This window comes from Parafrankia sp. BMG5.11 (assembly GCF_004337455.1).
In genome coordinates, this window is sequence record NZ_SJXI01000002.1 from 164,263 (window position 1) to 178,540 (window position 14,278).

16 protein-coding genes, 1 tRNA gene and 1 other RNA gene are annotated in these 14,278 nt (G+C 65.4%); 11 read left to right on the forward strand and 7 right to left on the reverse strand.

Features of this window, described 5'->3' with window-relative positions; translation table 11 throughout:
* Positions 1 to 14: 14 nt before the first annotated feature.
* Both E0504_RS03320 and E0504_RS03325 read right to left on the reverse strand, forming a co-directional pair.
* A complete protein-coding gene (locus E0504_RS03320; RefSeq protein ID WP_131621903.1) occupies positions 15 to 218 on the reverse strand; it encodes a hypothetical protein in 204 nt (67 codons plus the stop codon).
* A gap of 2 nt (positions 219 to 220) precedes the next feature.
* On the reverse strand, positions 221 to 409 hold the full coding sequence (locus tag E0504_RS03325) for a hypothetical protein (RefSeq protein ID WP_131621905.1): 189 nt from the start codon (positions 407 to 409) through the stop codon (positions 221 to 223).
* Between the two features lie 142 nt (positions 410 to 551).
* Between E0504_RS03325 and E0504_RS03330 the strand changes: the two genes are divergently transcribed.
* From E0504_RS03330 to E0504_RS03355, 6 genes are all read left to right on the forward strand, one after another.
* Positions 552 to 636, forward strand: a tRNA-Leu gene (locus E0504_RS03330).
* A 60-nt stretch (positions 637 to 696) separates the two neighbouring features.
* The gene (gene tig / locus E0504_RS03335) at positions 697 to 2,274 is read left to right on the forward strand and encodes a trigger factor (RefSeq protein ID WP_131621907.1); all 1,578 of its coding nucleotides are present in this window, start codon (positions 697 to 699) and stop codon (positions 2,272 to 2,274) included.
* 47 nt (positions 2,275 to 2,321) lie between these two features.
* Positions 2,322 to 2,744 carry a DUF1622 domain-containing protein gene (locus E0504_RS03340; protein ID WP_131621909.1) on the forward strand — a complete coding sequence of 141 codons (423 nt, stop codon included), beginning with the start codon at positions 2,322 to 2,324 and terminating at the stop codon, positions 2,742 to 2,744.
* Positions 2,745 to 2,908: 164 nt separating this feature from the next.
* A complete protein-coding gene (locus E0504_RS03345) occupies positions 2,909 to 3,613 on the forward strand; it encodes an ATP-dependent Clp protease proteolytic subunit (protein ID WP_131621911.1) in 705 nt (234 codons plus the stop codon).
* A 144-nt stretch (positions 3,614 to 3,757) separates the two neighbouring features.
* Positions 3,758 to 5,023: an ATP-dependent Clp protease ATP-binding subunit ClpX gene (clpX, locus tag E0504_RS03350; protein ID WP_131621913.1), complete on the forward strand. Its 1,266-nt coding sequence runs from the start codon at positions 3,758 to 3,760 to the stop codon at positions 5,021 to 5,023.
* Positions 5,024 to 5,025: 2 nt separating this feature from the next.
* A complete protein-coding gene (locus tag E0504_RS03355; protein ID WP_131621915.1) occupies positions 5,026 to 5,367 on the forward strand; it encodes a hypothetical protein in 342 nt (113 codons plus the stop codon).
* Between the two features lie 24 nt (positions 5,368 to 5,391).
* Here E0504_RS03355 and E0504_RS03360 read toward each other — a convergent pair whose 3' ends face one another.
* The 5 genes from E0504_RS03360 to E0504_RS03380 form a co-directional block, all read right to left on the reverse strand.
* A complete protein-coding gene (locus E0504_RS03360; protein WP_131621917.1) occupies positions 5,392 to 5,985 on the reverse strand; it encodes a M48 family metallopeptidase in 594 nt (197 codons plus the stop codon).
* A gap of 10 nt (positions 5,986 to 5,995) precedes the next feature.
* On the reverse strand, positions 5,996 to 6,925 hold the full coding sequence (locus E0504_RS03365) for a cation diffusion facilitator family transporter (RefSeq protein ID WP_131621919.1): 930 nt from the start codon (positions 6,923 to 6,925) through the stop codon (positions 5,996 to 5,998).
* Between the two features lies 1 nt (position 6,926).
* A complete protein-coding gene (gene mtgA / locus E0504_RS03370) occupies positions 6,927 to 7,595 on the reverse strand; it encodes a monofunctional biosynthetic peptidoglycan transglycosylase (RefSeq protein ID WP_131621921.1) in 669 nt (222 codons plus the stop codon).
* Positions 7,596 to 7,678: 83 nt separating this feature from the next.
* The gene (gene rpoH / locus E0504_RS03375; protein WP_210413413.1) at positions 7,679 to 8,590 is read right to left on the reverse strand and encodes an RNA polymerase sigma factor RpoH; all 912 of its coding nucleotides are present in this window, start codon (positions 8,588 to 8,590) and stop codon (positions 7,679 to 7,681) included.
* Between the two features lie 125 nt (positions 8,591 to 8,715).
* Positions 8,716 to 9,660, reverse strand: coding sequence for an RluA family pseudouridine synthase (locus E0504_RS03380; protein ID WP_131621923.1), 945 nt, complete (start codon positions 9,658 to 9,660; stop codon positions 8,716 to 8,718).
* A gap of 28 nt (positions 9,661 to 9,688) precedes the next feature.
* Here E0504_RS03380 and E0504_RS03385 point away from each other — a divergent pair, with 28 nt between their 5' ends.
* The 5 genes from E0504_RS03385 (at position 9,689) to E0504_RS03405 (ending at position 14,062) form a co-directional block, all read left to right on the forward strand.
* Positions 9,689 to 10,081 (forward strand): Mov34/MPN/PAD-1 family protein, encoded by a 393-nt coding sequence (locus E0504_RS03385; RefSeq protein WP_131621925.1) that lies wholly within the window; start codon positions 9,689 to 9,691, stop codon positions 10,079 to 10,081.
* Positions 10,082 to 10,207: 126 nt separating this feature from the next.
* Entirely contained in the window at positions 10,208 to 10,852 is a 645-nt protein-coding gene (locus E0504_RS03390) for a histidine phosphotransferase family protein (protein WP_131621927.1), read from the forward strand.
* A 69-nt stretch (positions 10,853 to 10,921) separates the two neighbouring features.
* Positions 10,922 to 11,560: an N-acetylmuramoyl-L-alanine amidase gene (locus E0504_RS03395; RefSeq protein ID WP_131621980.1), complete on the forward strand. Its 639-nt coding sequence runs from the start codon at positions 10,922 to 10,924 to the stop codon at positions 11,558 to 11,560.
* Positions 11,561 to 11,566: 6 nt separating this feature from the next.
* An RNA gene (rnpB, locus tag E0504_RS03400) (RNase P RNA component class A) lies at positions 11,567 to 11,959 on the forward strand.
* Between the two features lie 69 nt (positions 11,960 to 12,028).
* Positions 12,029 to 14,062 carry a S46 family peptidase gene (locus E0504_RS03405; RefSeq protein ID WP_131621929.1) on the forward strand — a complete coding sequence of 678 codons (2,034 nt, stop codon included), beginning with the start codon at positions 12,029 to 12,031 and terminating at the stop codon, positions 14,060 to 14,062.
* The last annotated feature ends 216 nt before the right edge of the window (positions 14,063 to 14,278 follow it).

A 14,278-nucleotide genomic window follows, 5' to 3' on the forward strand; every position in this document is an offset into this window, starting at 1 on the left:
GCCTGACCGGCAAGTCAGTCGGGCGGCAGTTCAGCCTCGGGCGGCGCCGCCCGTTCCGGGTCCGGGCGGACACCGGCATTGCGGCGCTCGATGTCGATTTCGCTGGGGCCGATGTCGAGCACCGGGCCGTCGTCCGCAAAATCGCGGTCGTCTTCACCCAGTTGATGGGCTGACAGCGGCGTGTTCGCCGGGTCTGGCGGTGGGACGGGAGTGCCCATGCTCAGTTCAGCGGCGGCAGTTCGGTCGGCTGCTGGCCGGGTTGCAAGGTATCGGGCGAAGGCGCCTCGATCTCGCCGGGCTGCTGCATCGGCTCTTCCGCCGGCGCTTGCGAGGGCTGGGTTTCCGGGGGGCTTTGCGGGTCGATCCGGTCGGGACCGGGGTCGGGCCGGATTTCGGGATTGGAGGCCATGGGCAGTTCCTTTCGTCGGGCATCAACGCGGGGATACGGCTGGGTGTTCCACGCGGCTTGCCCTTTGCCCGCGCGCGCTGTAACGGCGCACCCCTGTTCGCGCAGCGGGGCCTAACAGCCCACGCGCGGCTGCGTTCGGGATGCGGGCGTGGCGGAATTGGTAGACGCGCTGGTTTTAGGTACCAGTATCGCAAGATGTGGGGGTTCGAGTCCCTTCGCCCGCACCACCTTCCGCCCGGGCCCGAGCGCAGTGACACGTTTGCATCGAAAAGGCTTTTGACCGTCCCATGAAGATCGAAGAGACCACCAACGAAGGCCTGCGCCGCACCTATGCCGTGACCATCCCGGCTCAGGACATCGACGCTGCGATCGAAGCCGAGGTGAAGAAGATCGCGCCTCAGGTGCGCATGCCCGGCTTCCGCCCCGGCAAGGTGCCGGCGAACCTCGTCAAGAAGATGCACGGCGAGGCGATCCACGGCCAGGTGGTCAACGAGCAGATCCAGGGCGCGGTCGACGGCCTGATGCGCGACAAGCAACTGCGTCCCGCGATGCAGCCGCAGGTCCAGTTCGGAGACGGGTATGAGCAGGGCAAGGACGCGACCCTGACGGTCGATGTCGAAGTGCTGCCCGAGATCGAGGCGCCGTCGCTCGACGGTCTCAAGCTGGAACGGCTGACGGTGCCGGTTGCCGACAGCGAAGTGGACGAGGCGGTGAACAATATCGCCAGCCAGCAGAAGACCTTCAAGGATGCACCGAAGAACCGGAAGGCCGCTGACGGCGACCAGCTGATCATCGACTTCACCGGCTCGATCGACGGGGTCGAATTCGAAGGCGGCAAGGCGGAAGAGACCCCGCTGGTGATCGGCGCCAACCGCTTCATCCCCGGGTTCGAAGAGCAGCTTGCCGGTGCCAAGGCCGGCGACGACAAGACCATCACGGTCACTTTCCCGGCCGACTATCCGGCCAAGGAACTCGCCGGCAAGGATGCCCAGTTCGCAATCCACGTGCACAAGGTGCAGGTCGAAGACGAAACCGCGGTGGACGAGGAATTCGCCAAGTCGCTCGGCCTCGAAAGCCTGGAGCAACTGCGCGGCCTGCTGAAGGGCCAGCTGGAGCAGGAGCTGAACGGTCTTACCCGCACCGCCATGAAGCGTCAGCTGCTCGACACGCTCGCTTCTGGTCACGACTTCCCGGTGCCGCAGGGCATGGTCGATGCCGAATTCGAACAGATCTGGCAGCAGCTTCAGCAGGAAGCCGCTGGCGAGGAAGACCCTGAGGCTGCGCTCAAGGAGATCGAAGCCGAAAAGGCCGATTACCGCGCCATTGCCGAACGCCGCGTGCGTCTGGGGCTGCTGCTGTCCGAAATCGGCCAGGCAAACGGGGTGCAGGTGACCCAGCAGGAAATGAGCATGCTCATCCAGCAGGCAGCCCAGCAATACCGCCCGGAAGACCGTGACCGGTTCATGGAACTGATCCGCACCAACGACATGGCCGCCGCCCAGCTGCGCGCGCCCCTGTATGAAGACAAGGTGGTCGATTTCCTGTTCGACAAGGCAGATATCACCGACCGTGAGGTGACCCGCGAGGAACTGCAGGCCGCGATCGAGGCAGAGGAAACTCCTGCCCCCGCCGCTGCCGCAAGCCCGGCCGGAAAGAAAAAGGCGCCGGCGAAGAAGGCCGCCAAGGCGCAACCAGCCGCCGATGCTCCGGCTGAGGACGCTCCGGTTGCCAGCGAGGCTTCGTCGGAAGAAGCGACGCCTGCGAAGCCGGCAAAGAAAGCCGCGGCCAAGAAGAACGCTGAGCCGACCGAAGACAAGCCGGCGGCCAAGAAAGCACCGGCGAAAAAGGCTGCCGCCAAGAAGTAAGCTGCGCTGCGGCGGAACCGGCCGCTATGTAAGCCGGTTCACGCCGTATGGAGCACTGGATCCGCGAATTTACCCTCGCCACCTCGCTGGTGGTGGAGGGTATCGCGGCGCTGATCGTCGCGTTCGCGGTTGCCGAAGCGGTCGCGCGGCTGGTTATGTCAATCCCCCGCCACAGCGGCGCGGCGCCCGGGCACGTGTCTCATGGCGCGAAGGAAGAGATCCGGTTGCGGCTGGGGCGCTGGCTGGCGCTGGCGCTGGAACTGCTGCTCGGTGCCGACATCCTGCGCACGGCGGTCGCGCCGACCTGGTCGGAGATCGGCCAACTTGCTGCCGTTGCCGCCATTCGCACCTTGCTCAATTTCTTCCTCCAGCGCGAGATCGCGGCTGAGGAGGTACGCAAGAATGCGCAGAGGGCTAAGCCTGACGAGAGTGATGGCCGCGGCGGAGCGGCAGATCCGACGGCGGAATAGGCTCATCTGCCGCTGAAGCTGGCCAACGCGAATGCCGCGGGGAGCACTTGCCGCTTCGCGCGACATTCCACCGGGGATTGCTCGCGTCGGGGTTAACGCCCTTGAACATGCGCCGGCCACTCGCGACATAGGCGGCCGACAAGAGACGGAAGGACAGAGTTTCCATGATCGACGTGTTGGGCGGCTACGGCGAGACCTACGGCAGCCAGGGCAAGTTCACTCGCGACCCGTTCACCGGCGCGCTGGTGCCGGTGGTGGTCGAGCAGACGAGCCGCGGCGAGCGCAGCTTCGACATCTTTTCCCGCCTGCTGCGCGAACGCATCGTGTTCGTGACCGATCAGGTGGAAGACAACATGGCTTCGCTGATCGTGGCGCAGCTGTTGTTCCTCGAAAGCGAAAACCCGTCCAAGCCGATCAGCATGTACATCAATTCGCCCGGCGGCGTGGTCACGGCCGGCATGGCGATTCACGACACCATGCAGTATATCAAACCGCGCGTTTCCACCGTCTGTGTCGGGCAGGCTGCGTCGATGGGCAGCTTCCTGCTCGCCGCCGGTGAGCCGGGCATGCGCATCGCGCTGCCCAATGCGCGGATCATGGTGCACCAGCCTTCGGGCGGCGCGCGTGGCATGGCTTCGGATATCGAAATCCAGGCACGCGAGATCCTGCGCATGCGCACTCGTCTCAACGATCTGTACGCCAAGTACACCGGTAAATCGCTGGAGGAGATCGAGAAGGCGATGGACCGCGACACCTTCCTCGAGGCCGAGGAAGCCCGCGCGTTCGGCATCGTCGACAAGGTGTTCGAAACCCGCCCGGAGAGTGAGACCACCGGCGAGGGCGAGGGCAGCGGCGGCGCGCCGGAGTGAGCCGTAGCATTTCGGCAACCGTGCCCCTTCAGCTTGGCGCAAGGCGCTCAGTGCTAGGCGCTGCAGGTTGATTATCGAAAATCCGGCCCTACGGTCGGCGAATCCCGCATTGCTGCAAGCCGCGGGGCTCGAAGGTATCAGGATATGACCAAGTTGAGCGGATCGGACTCGAAAAGCACTCTGTACTGCAGCTTCTGCGGCAAGTCGCAGCACGAAGTGCGCAAGCTGATCGCGGGCCCCACCGTGTTCATCTGCGACGAATGCGTCGAGCTGTGCAACGACATCATCCGTGAAGAAACCAAGGCCGGGATTGCCGGGCGCAAGGAAGGCGATGTGCCGACCCCGCTCGATATCTTCGTCACGCTCAACGATTACGTGATCGGGCAGGACCGCGCCAAGCGCGTTCTGTCAGTCGCGGTGCACAACCACTACAAGCGGCTGAAGCACGGCGGCAAGGCGGGCGACGTAGAGCTCGCCAAGTCGAACATCTTGCTCGTCGGCCCGACCGGGTGCGGCAAGACGCTGCTCGCGCAGACGCTGGCGCGCACATTCGACGTGCCCTTCACCATGGCCGACGCCACCACGCTGACCGAAGCCGGTTACGTGGGCGAGGATGTCGAGAACATCATTCTGAAACTGCTGCAGGCGTCCGACTACAACGTCGAAAAGGCGCAGCACGGGATCGTCTACATCGACGAGATCGACAAGATCACCCGCAAGGCGGAAAACCCCTCGATCACCCGCGACGTGTCGGGCGAAGGCGTGCAGCAGGCGCTGCTCAAGCTGATGGAGGGTACCACTGCGTCAGTCCCGCCGCAGGGTGGGCGCAAGCATCCGCAGCAGGAATTCCTGCAGGTGGACACCACCAACATCCTGTTCATTTGCGGCGGTGCGTTCGCCGGGCTCGACAAGATCATCGCCGACCGCCTGCAGAAGCGCTCGATCGGCTTCGGCGCGCACGTCGCCGATCCGGACAAGCGCCGGGTGGGCGAGCTGCTCCAGAAGTGCGAGCCGGAGGATCTCCTGAAGTTCGGGCTGATCCCCGAATTCGTCGGCCGCCTGCCGGTGATCGCCACGCTCAATGACCTCGACGTCGATGCGCTGGTGCAGATCCTGTCGGAGCCGAAGAACGCGCTCGCCAAGCAGTACGCCAAGCTGTTCGAGCTTGAGGACGTGGAACTCACCTTCACCGACGACGCCCTGCGCGCGATCGCCGAACGCGCCATCCAGCGTAAGACCGGCGCGCGAGGCTTGCGCTCGATTGTCGAGGGCATGCTGCTCGACACGATGTTCGACCTGCCCGACATGGACGGGGTAACCGAGATCGTCGTCGACAAGGATGTGGTCGAAGGCCGCAAGGACCCGGTCCGGGTGGTCGAGGCCAAGAAGGACAAGGAAGAAGCTGCCTGAGCATGGCGGCCACGGTGATCGTGATGGCGATCGCCGGGGTCGCCGTCCTGTTCGGTCTCGCGTTGCGAACCAGCCGGCGCTTCGGACGCTTCGAGCAGCTGCCCACACACTTTGACTTGCGCGGCCGGGCCGATGCGTTCGGGCCGGCCAGGGTCATTCTGTGGATAGTCCCCGGCATCCTGATGAGCACGTTGGCACTGATTGCCGCGATCATGGTCATCGTCCCGCGCGAGGCGCAGAACGGCAATCCGGTGGTGGGCATCGTGATCACGGTGGTGACGCTGGTTGGCGCGCAAGTGCTGATTGCGTGGCTTCTAGAACGATGGGCGGCAACGCAGGTCTAAGTGTGACTCGCTCGCCCCCGTTGCTCAGAATCGGTTGGCCAATCTCATCAGGCGCGCCCGAACCTCGGCCATGTCGATCGACACAGTCGCCGGGTGCGGGACGTTCTTCAGCGCAGGGAGGGCCAGCGACGCGTAGTGGCTTGCCTCCTTCTTGCGTCCGGCAAGATCAAGCACCAGCGCCTTGGCCACGAAGACTTCGGGATCGGCGCCAAAGGCGCCGTCTTCCGCCACGTCATCCATCAGGGCCATTGCGCGCGGCAAACGCTCCGTGCGGCGGAACGCGCCTACGAGGAACAGGTAATCGACCGGCTGGATTACAGACGAGCGCGACCCGGGCGGACGGTCCAGCGCCGTCTCATACGCGCCGAGCGCTCCATCGATGTCCCCCAGCGCCACCTTGGCAGTCGCAAGGTAAAGCAGCGCCCGCGGCGTTTCGAACTCGTCGCCGAACGCGATGGCGCGCTCTAGCAGGTCGACCGCCACATCGGGATGCCGGGCGATCAGGTGAAAGCCCTGGAGCGACAGGTTCTGCGCTTTTTGATGGCGTGAGCGGGCGAGGCGCCGCTCGAAATCGGCGGCGATTTCGTCCGACCAGTCGGTGTTCCGGTACCAGGCCACCTACCCGGTGTTAGGTGCCGCGGATTAAATCCGGGTTAGCGCAATCACCATCGCATCGGTCAGTTTCGACCTGCACGGTGGTATGGCCGATGGCGAACTCATGCTCCAGATCATGCGCCAGGTCGCGCAGGAAGGCGTCGCCGGGGTGGCCTGCGGGGATGACCAGATGGGCGGTCAGCGCGGCTTCGGTGGTGCTCATCGGCCAGATGTGGAGATCATGCACTGCCGTCACTCCGGGTAGTGCTGCCAGGTGCGCGCGCACTGCGCCTTCGTCGATATGCTCGGGCACGGCGTTGAGGCTCAGCTTCACGCTATCCTTGAGCAATCCCCACGTGCCCCAGGCGATCACCAGCACGATCCCCAGGCTGGTGACTGGGTCGATCCATCGCTCTCCCGTCAGCAGGATGGCCGCGCCGGCGATCACCACGCCGAGGCTCACCAGCGCGTCGGCGGTCATGTGCAGGAAGGCGCCGCGGATGTTGAGATCATGCTTGCGCCCACGCATGAACAGCAGCGCCGTGGCGCCGTTGACCAGGATGCCGATGCTGGCCACGGCGATCATCGTCCGCCCCTCGACCGCGGGTGGCGCGGCTATGCGATTCAGCGTCTCGAATGCAATCGCCCCGATCGCCACCAGCAACAGCCCCCCGTTCGCCAGTGCCGCCAGGATGGTCGAGCTCTTGAACCCATAGGTATACCGCCCCGACGGCGCGCGCCGCGCGAGCACGCTGGCGCCCCATGCCAGTGCCAGGCTGAGCACATCGGACAGGTTGTGGCCGGCATCGGCCAGCAGCGCCATCGATCCCGCCAGAAAGCCGTACACCGCCTCCACCACGACGAACGCCAGGTTAAGCGTCACCCCGATCGCGAACGCGGGGCCGTGGTTCACCGGCCCGTGCCCGTGCCCGTGCCCGTGTCCGTGGGAATGTGCGGCGCTCATCTTACTCGTAGATACAGGCGTCGAGCCCGTCCCGCCGCACGACACCGATGCGCGCGGCGATGGTGTTGCCATAGCGGCGCACGAAGCCTGACGGGCTGACCACCGACCGCTCTTTGGGCAAGGGCAGCGCGGCGACCATGCGCGCGGCCTCCGTGCGGGAAAGACGGTCTGCGGAGTGGCGGAAATACCGCTGCGCGCCCGCTTCGGCGCCGTACGTCCCGATGCCGGTCTCGGCGACGTTGAGATAGACTTCCATGATCCGCCGCTTGCCCCACAGCTTCTCGATCAGGAACGTGAACCACGCCTCCAGCCCTTTGCGGAAATACCCGCCGCCCTGCCACAGGAACACGTTCTTGGCGGTCTGCTGGCTGATCGTGGAGCCGCCGCGCATGCGGCCGCCCCGCATGTTTTTCTTGATCGCCGCCTCGATCGCTTCCTGATCGAAACCTGCATGGGTGCAGAACTTGCCATCCTCCCCCGCGATCGCCGCCGCGACCAGGTTGCGGTCGATGTTCGACAACGGCTCCCAGTCCTTGGTGATGCCGTTGCCGTCCATGATCATCGTCGCGGTGACTGGAACCGGCACGAAGCGGAACACGATCACCAGCACCAGGCTGAGCGCGATGAAGCCGACGATCAGCTTGGCGAGGAGCTTTCCGAACCGGAACATGCCTGTCGTCTAGCGGATGCCGAGCAAAAGAAAACGCCCCCGATCGGCTGACCGGGGGCGCTCTGTTCGATTCGGCGGGAAGATCAGCCGGCCACGGGCGCCGGCAGCAGCCGCTCGCCGGCGATGCGTTGCATCGCCTTCTGCAGCTTCTCGAACGCGCGCACTTCGATCTGGCGGATGCGTTCGCGGCTGACGTCGTAGACCTGGCTGAGTTCCTCCAGCGTCTGCGGGTCGTCGGTCAGCCGGCGTTCGGTGAGGATGTGCTTCTCACGCTCGTTGAGGCTGTCCATCGCCTCCACCAGCATCTCGTGACGCACGTGCGCTTCCTCGACCTCGGCGGTGATCTCGTCCTGCAGCGGACGATCGTCCTTCAGCCAGTCCTGCCATTCGCCAGCGCCTTCTTCGCCGTTGCGCATCGAGACGTTGAGCGAGCCGTCGCCGCCCATCATCATCCGCCGGTTCATGTTGATCACTTCCTGCTCGGGCACGCCGAGGTCGGTTGCGATCTTGGTCACATCGTCGGGGTGAAGGTCCGAGTCCTCGAACGCCTCCAGCTCCTTCTTCATCCGCCGCAGGTTGAAGAACAGCTTCTTCTGCGCGGCGGTGGTGCCCATCTTAACGAGCGACCACGAGCGGAGGATGAACTCCTGAATCGACGCCTTGATCCACCACATCGCGTAAGTCGCGAGGCGGAAGCCACGATCGGGTTCGAACTTCTTGACGCCCTGCATCAGGCCGACGTTGCCTTCGGAAATAAGGTCCGACACCGGCAAGCCGTAGCCGCGATAGCCCATGGCGATCTTCGCCACGAGCCGCAGGTGGCTGGTCACCAGCTGCGCCGCGGCTTCCGAATCTTCATGTTCGGCATACCGCTTGGCGAGCATGTATTCCTGCTCGGGCTTCAGAATGGGGAATTTCTTGATCTCGGCCAGATAGCGGTTGAGGCTCTGTTCGCCGTTCAACGCGGGGACCGCGATCTTCTTGGATGTACTCACTTAAACCCTGACCTTTCCTGCGTCGCCTCAATTATCGGGACCCCTGCACGGGCATCCGTCGGGCTGGGCACGCTCTGCTGTATATAGAGGGTTGCACGCTCGGTTGGCAGTGCTTTTCATCGATCTCAATGAGCGGTTCGGTCGATTAGTTCCGCCATGTCGGCGGGCAGTTTCGCTGAAAAGACGAGCTGTTCCGCAGTAACCGGATGGAGGAACCCAAGGCTGGCGGCATGAAGCGCCTGACGGGCAAACCCAAGCTCCTTGAGGAGCGGCCGAAGTGTCTTGGGATCGTGTCCATAGACCGGATCCCCCACTAGCGGATGACCGATTGACGCAAGGTGAACCCTGACTTGGTGCGTGCGCCCGGTCTCCAGCCGGCATTCGATCAGGGTGCAGTCGTGCAGGCGCTGTAGCGTGCGGAAATGGGTCACCGCGTGCTTACCACGCGAACTGTCTGCGGGCAGTACCGCCATCTTTTTGCGGTTGGCGTCGGACCGGCCGAGGCGCGCGGTCACGGTGCCTTCCGCCGGCTTGGGATAGCCGGCGCAGACCGCCAGATAGGTTCGCTCGATGGAATGATCGGCGAACTGCTTCGCCAGCCCTTCGTGCGCGGCGTCGCTCTTGGCGACGACCAGCAGGCCCGAGGTGTCCTTGTCGATCCGGTGCACGATGCCGGGGCGCAAGGTCCCGTTGATGCCCGAAAGACGTCCCGCGCAATGGTGTAGCAAGGCATTGACCAGCGTGCCGTCAAGATTGCCCGCCGCGGGATGCACCACCAGCCCGGCTGGCTTATCGACCACGATCAGGTGATCGTCCTCGAACACGACATCGAGCGGGATATCCTGCGCCTGCGCGTCGAGCGGGGCGGGCGGGGGCAGGGCGATCGCAAAAGCTTCGCCGCCACGGATCTTCCCGGACGGGTTGGTCGCCGTTTGCCCCGCGACCGTGACCGCCCCGTCGGCGATCAGCTGCTTGATGCGTTCGCGCGACAGGCCGCTCGCATCGGCCAGCGCCTTGTCCAGGCGGCCGGGCGTGGACAGAACGCCATTGATGATTTCCCCATCTCGCATGCCGGCCCCCATGCTAGGAAGATGGGCGATGGGGATTGAAGTCTCAAGCGGGGTGGTGGAGCGGCTGATCGCCGAAGCCGCCGACGCCTACCCGCTGGAAGCGTGCGGGCTGCTGCTCGGCAACAAGCGGGTGGAGGAAGTCCGCCCGTGTGCCAACGTCCATCCCGATCCCGCGCGGCATTTCGCGATTGACCCGCAAGCGCTGATCGACGCCCACCGGGAGGCGCGCGGCGGAGGGCCGCAGGTCATCGGTTATTACCATTCCCACCCCCTCGGCCCGCCTGCCCCGTCAGCCACTGACCGCGCGCACGCCACGGGCGACGGCAGGGTGTGGGCGATCGTCGGCGAAGGGAGGGTCGGCTGGTGGCGAGATGCCGCGACGGGCTTCGAGCCACTTTCCTACCGGCAAGCGGGCGGGTAGGGCACTGCACATGCACTTCATCGCTTCCTCTTGCCGACTGCTGACCGAGCGGTTGGGGCGGGGCGAGGTTTCTTCTACAGAACAGTGTGACACGTGTGACACATCCTACAGGATCGCCTCCCTTACATGAACGATACCGACAGCCTCGACCTTGCAAGCATGCTCTGCTCGCGCCTGTGCCACGATCTGCTGTCGCCGGTGGGTGCGCTGACCAACGGACTGGAGCTGCTCGCCGACGAGCGTGATCCCGACATGCGCCAGCGGTGCTTCGAATTGCTGGAGCAGAGCGCGAAAGTGAGCGCGGACAAGCTCAAGTTCTTCCGCCTCGCGTTCGGCGCAGCCGGCGGGTTCGGCGAAAGCGTGCCGGTCGACGAGGCTCGCAGCGTGACCGAGGCACTGGTCGGCGATGCCAAACGGGTGGAGCTCAACTGGGCGCTCAGCGCCGACCGCCTGCCCAAGGGCGCGGTCAAGGTGCTGCTCAATTTCGCGCAGATCGGGCTCGACGCGCTGGTGCGCGGCGGGACGCTGGATGTGGGTGCCGAGAGCCGCGACGGCGCGAGCGAGATCGTCGTGCGCGCCGCGGGGCCGCGGATCGCGTTCGATGAGATCATCGGCCGCGCGCTAGAAGGGCGCCTGAAGCCCGGCGAACTGACCAGCCGGACGGCGGCGGCGCATATGCTCAGCATGGTGGCGGCGCAGGCGGGCGGGGGCCTCCAATACATGCTGTCGGACGATGCGCTGGTGCTCGGCGCGGTGCTGCCGGGGGCCTGACGCGTGGACGAGCTCGTCCACCGCGCCGTGCCATCGCCCAACTGGGACGAGCGCGCGTTGCCGATTTCGATGGTCGTCCTGCATTATACCGAGATGCCCAGCGCCGAGGACGCGCTGACCCGGCTGATCGATCCGGAGGCCAAGGTCAGCGCGCACTACCTGATCAGCGAAGCGGGCGAGGTCATCCGGCTGGTCGACGAGGACAAGCGCGCGTGGCACGCGGGGCAGAGCTACTGGCGCGGCCATCCCGACGTGAACTCGGCCAGCATCGGCATCGAGCTCGATCATCCAGGTCACGCACTCGGTTACCGCGATTTCGCCGATGCCCAGATCGATGCGCTGGTCCCGCTGCTCGCCCGGATCGTGCAGGAGTACGACATTCCGCGAGCGAACGTCATCGGCCATTCGGATGTCGCGCCGGCGCGCAAGATCGATCCGGGCGAACTGTTCCCGTGGGACCGGCTTGCCGAATACAAGCTGTGCCTGCCGCGGCCCGACAAGCTGGAACAGGGCGATCCGTTCGACAACGATGCCGCGTTTTACCTAGCGCTCGAACGGTTCGGATATGACATCACCGATGGGCACAAGGCGGTGGAGGCGTTCCAGCGGCGCTGGCGGCCCGACAGGATCGACGGGGCGATCGACGGCCAGGTGCGTGCGATCCTGTTTCAGCTTCTGCTGGACCGCGACCGCGGGCTTGCTAGATAGGGAAGGCCAGGGGGCTGGGCAGCCGCGAGCAGATTTCTGTTCGAGGAAAGTCCGGGCTCCACGTAACAAGGGTGGCGGGTAATGCCCGCCGTGGGCAACCATAGGGAAAGTGCCACAGAGAGAAGACCGCCTTGCTTCGCAAGGTAAGGCTGAAAGGGTGCGGTAAGAGCGCACCGGGGCGCTGGTAACAGGGCTCGCATGGCAAACCCCACCCGGAGCAAAGCCGAATAGGGGCGGCGCGCTGCGTGCAGCAGGTCGGATACGGACCAGTCGCCCGGGTTGGCTGCTCGAGCCGGCGAGCAATCGTCGGCCTAGATGAATGGCTGCCCCCGCGCGGCCGGTCCTCTCACGAGGATACCGTGCGCGGGACAGAACCCGGCTTACAGGCCCCCTGGCATCGGCTCTGCTGGACAATCTTCGGGCGGCGCGACAAGGCACGTCAACGAGTCTTTTGGGGAGCCATACTGCATGATCCGTTCCGCCCTGTTCCTGTCGGCCTGCGCGCTCGCTTTTGCCGCCGCGCCCGCCACCGCCGATGAAGGCATGTGGACCTTCGACAACTTCCCGACCGCCAAGATGAAGGCGGACTACGGCTGGGCGCCGGATCAGGCCTGGCTCAACCGGGTGCAGAACGGCGCGGTCCGCCTGACGGGGGGCTGCTCGGCCAGCTTCGTGTCGCCGCAGGGGCTGATCCTGACGAACCACCACTGCATTGCCAGCTGCCTGTACGACAACTCCACGGCGGCGACCGATTACCTCGATCGCGGTTTCGTGGCCGCGCGCCGCGACCTGGAGCTGAAGTGCCCGGGTCAGCAGGCAGAGGTGGTGACCCGCATTTCGGACGTGACCAACGACGTGAAGGCTTCGTTCGGATCGTTTACCGGCGAAGCGCTGACCAAGGCGCGCGATGCCAAGATCGCCGAGATCGAAAAAGCCGGGTGCACCGATACGGCCACCACCCGCTGCCAGGTCGTGACGCTGTTCGGCGGCGGCCAGTACAAGCTGTACCAGTATCGCAAGTACTCGGATGTCCGCCTCGCATGGGCGCCCGAGGATCGCGCGGCGACGTTCGGCGGCGATCCGGACAACTTCAACTTCCCGCGCTACTCGCTCGATGCCAGCTTCCTGCGCGCGTATGAGAACGGCCAGCCGGTCAGCACGCCCAACCACCTTAAGTGGAACCCGCGTCCGCCCAAGGAAGGTGAGACGACCTTCGTGGTCGGCAACCCCGGTTCGACCAGCCGCCTCTATACCTCGAGCCAGCTCGCCTTCACGCGCGAAGTCGCGCTGCCCGTCACGGTCGCCACGACGTCCGAGCTGCGCGGCCGCCTCATCCGCGCGATGCAGGAAAGCCCTGACCGCCAGCGTGAGGGCCTCGATACCCTGAACGGGATCGAGAACAGCCTCAAGGTCTACATCGGCCAGTCCAAGGCACTGAACGATCCCGCGTTTACCGGGAAGCTCGCCGCTGCGGAGGCGGACCTGCGCGCCAAGGGCGCAGGGGGAGCCGATCCGTGGACCACGGTCGACACCGCTGTTGCCGCTTACCGCCCGCTTTATCTGGCGCAGCGCTTCACCCAGCCATCGAGCCAGCTCTACTCGTATGCGCGCACCCTAGTGTTCGCGGCGCAGGAACGCGCCAAGCCCAATGCCGAGCGGCTGCCCGGGTACACTGACAGTGCGCTTCCCCTCCTGGAAAAGCGCACCTTGGACGCGCGCCCGGTCTACCCGTGGCTGGAGGAACTGCGGCTCAACTGGAGCCTGTCGAAGGTCCGCGAGTACCTCGGCGCCGACGATCCGGACACGCAGCTTTTGCTCGGCAAGGCCAGTCCCGAAGGCCTGGCCACCTCGCTGGTGAATGGCACCAAGCTGGCTGATCCGGCGGTGCGCAAGGCGCTGTGGGATGGCGGCATGAAGGCGATCCGCGCGTCCGACGACCCGATGATCGTCTATGCGCTGCGTCTGGCGGATCGTCAGCGCGAACTGCAGCGGGCGACCGAGACGGTGTATGGCGCGCCGTTGGCGATCGCCGGCAGCCAGCTCGCCGATGCACGGTTCGCGGCGTATGGCGACAGCGCCTATCCGGACGCAACCTTCAGCCTGCGCATCAGCTACGGCAAGGTCGCCGGGTGGATGGAGCGCGGCAAGCAGGTGCCGTTCCAGACCACGCTTGGCGGCACGTTCGACCGCGCGACCGGCAGCGAGCCGTTCGATGCCCCGTCGGCCTTCCTCGCCAACAAAGCGAAGATCGATCCGCGCGCCACGTATGACTTTGTGACGACGAACGACATCATCGGCGGCAATTCAGGCTCGCCGGTGATCGACCGAGCCGGCACCGTGATCGGGGCCGCTTTCGACGGCAACATCCATTCGCTCGGCGGGACGTACGGCTACGACGGCACGCTCAATCGCACGGTCGTCGTGTCGACCGACGCGGTGCAGGAAGCACTGGAGAAAATCTATCCCGCGCCGGCTCTGGTGAAGGAACTGGCGGCGAAGTAGGATATCGGCACGGGCGCGGCTTTCCCGGCCGCGCCCGTTGCCGATGATGGCGCGGCTCCCGGCCGCGCCGGCAGCTTGGACGCGCGCGGCGTTCTCAGCTGCGACCGATGCTAATGTACGCAAACCCCGCGGCGCGGACGTCTTCCGGCCGGTAGATATTGCGCAGGTCCACCAGCACCGGCGCCTTGGCGATCTGCTTGATCCGCGCGAAGTCGA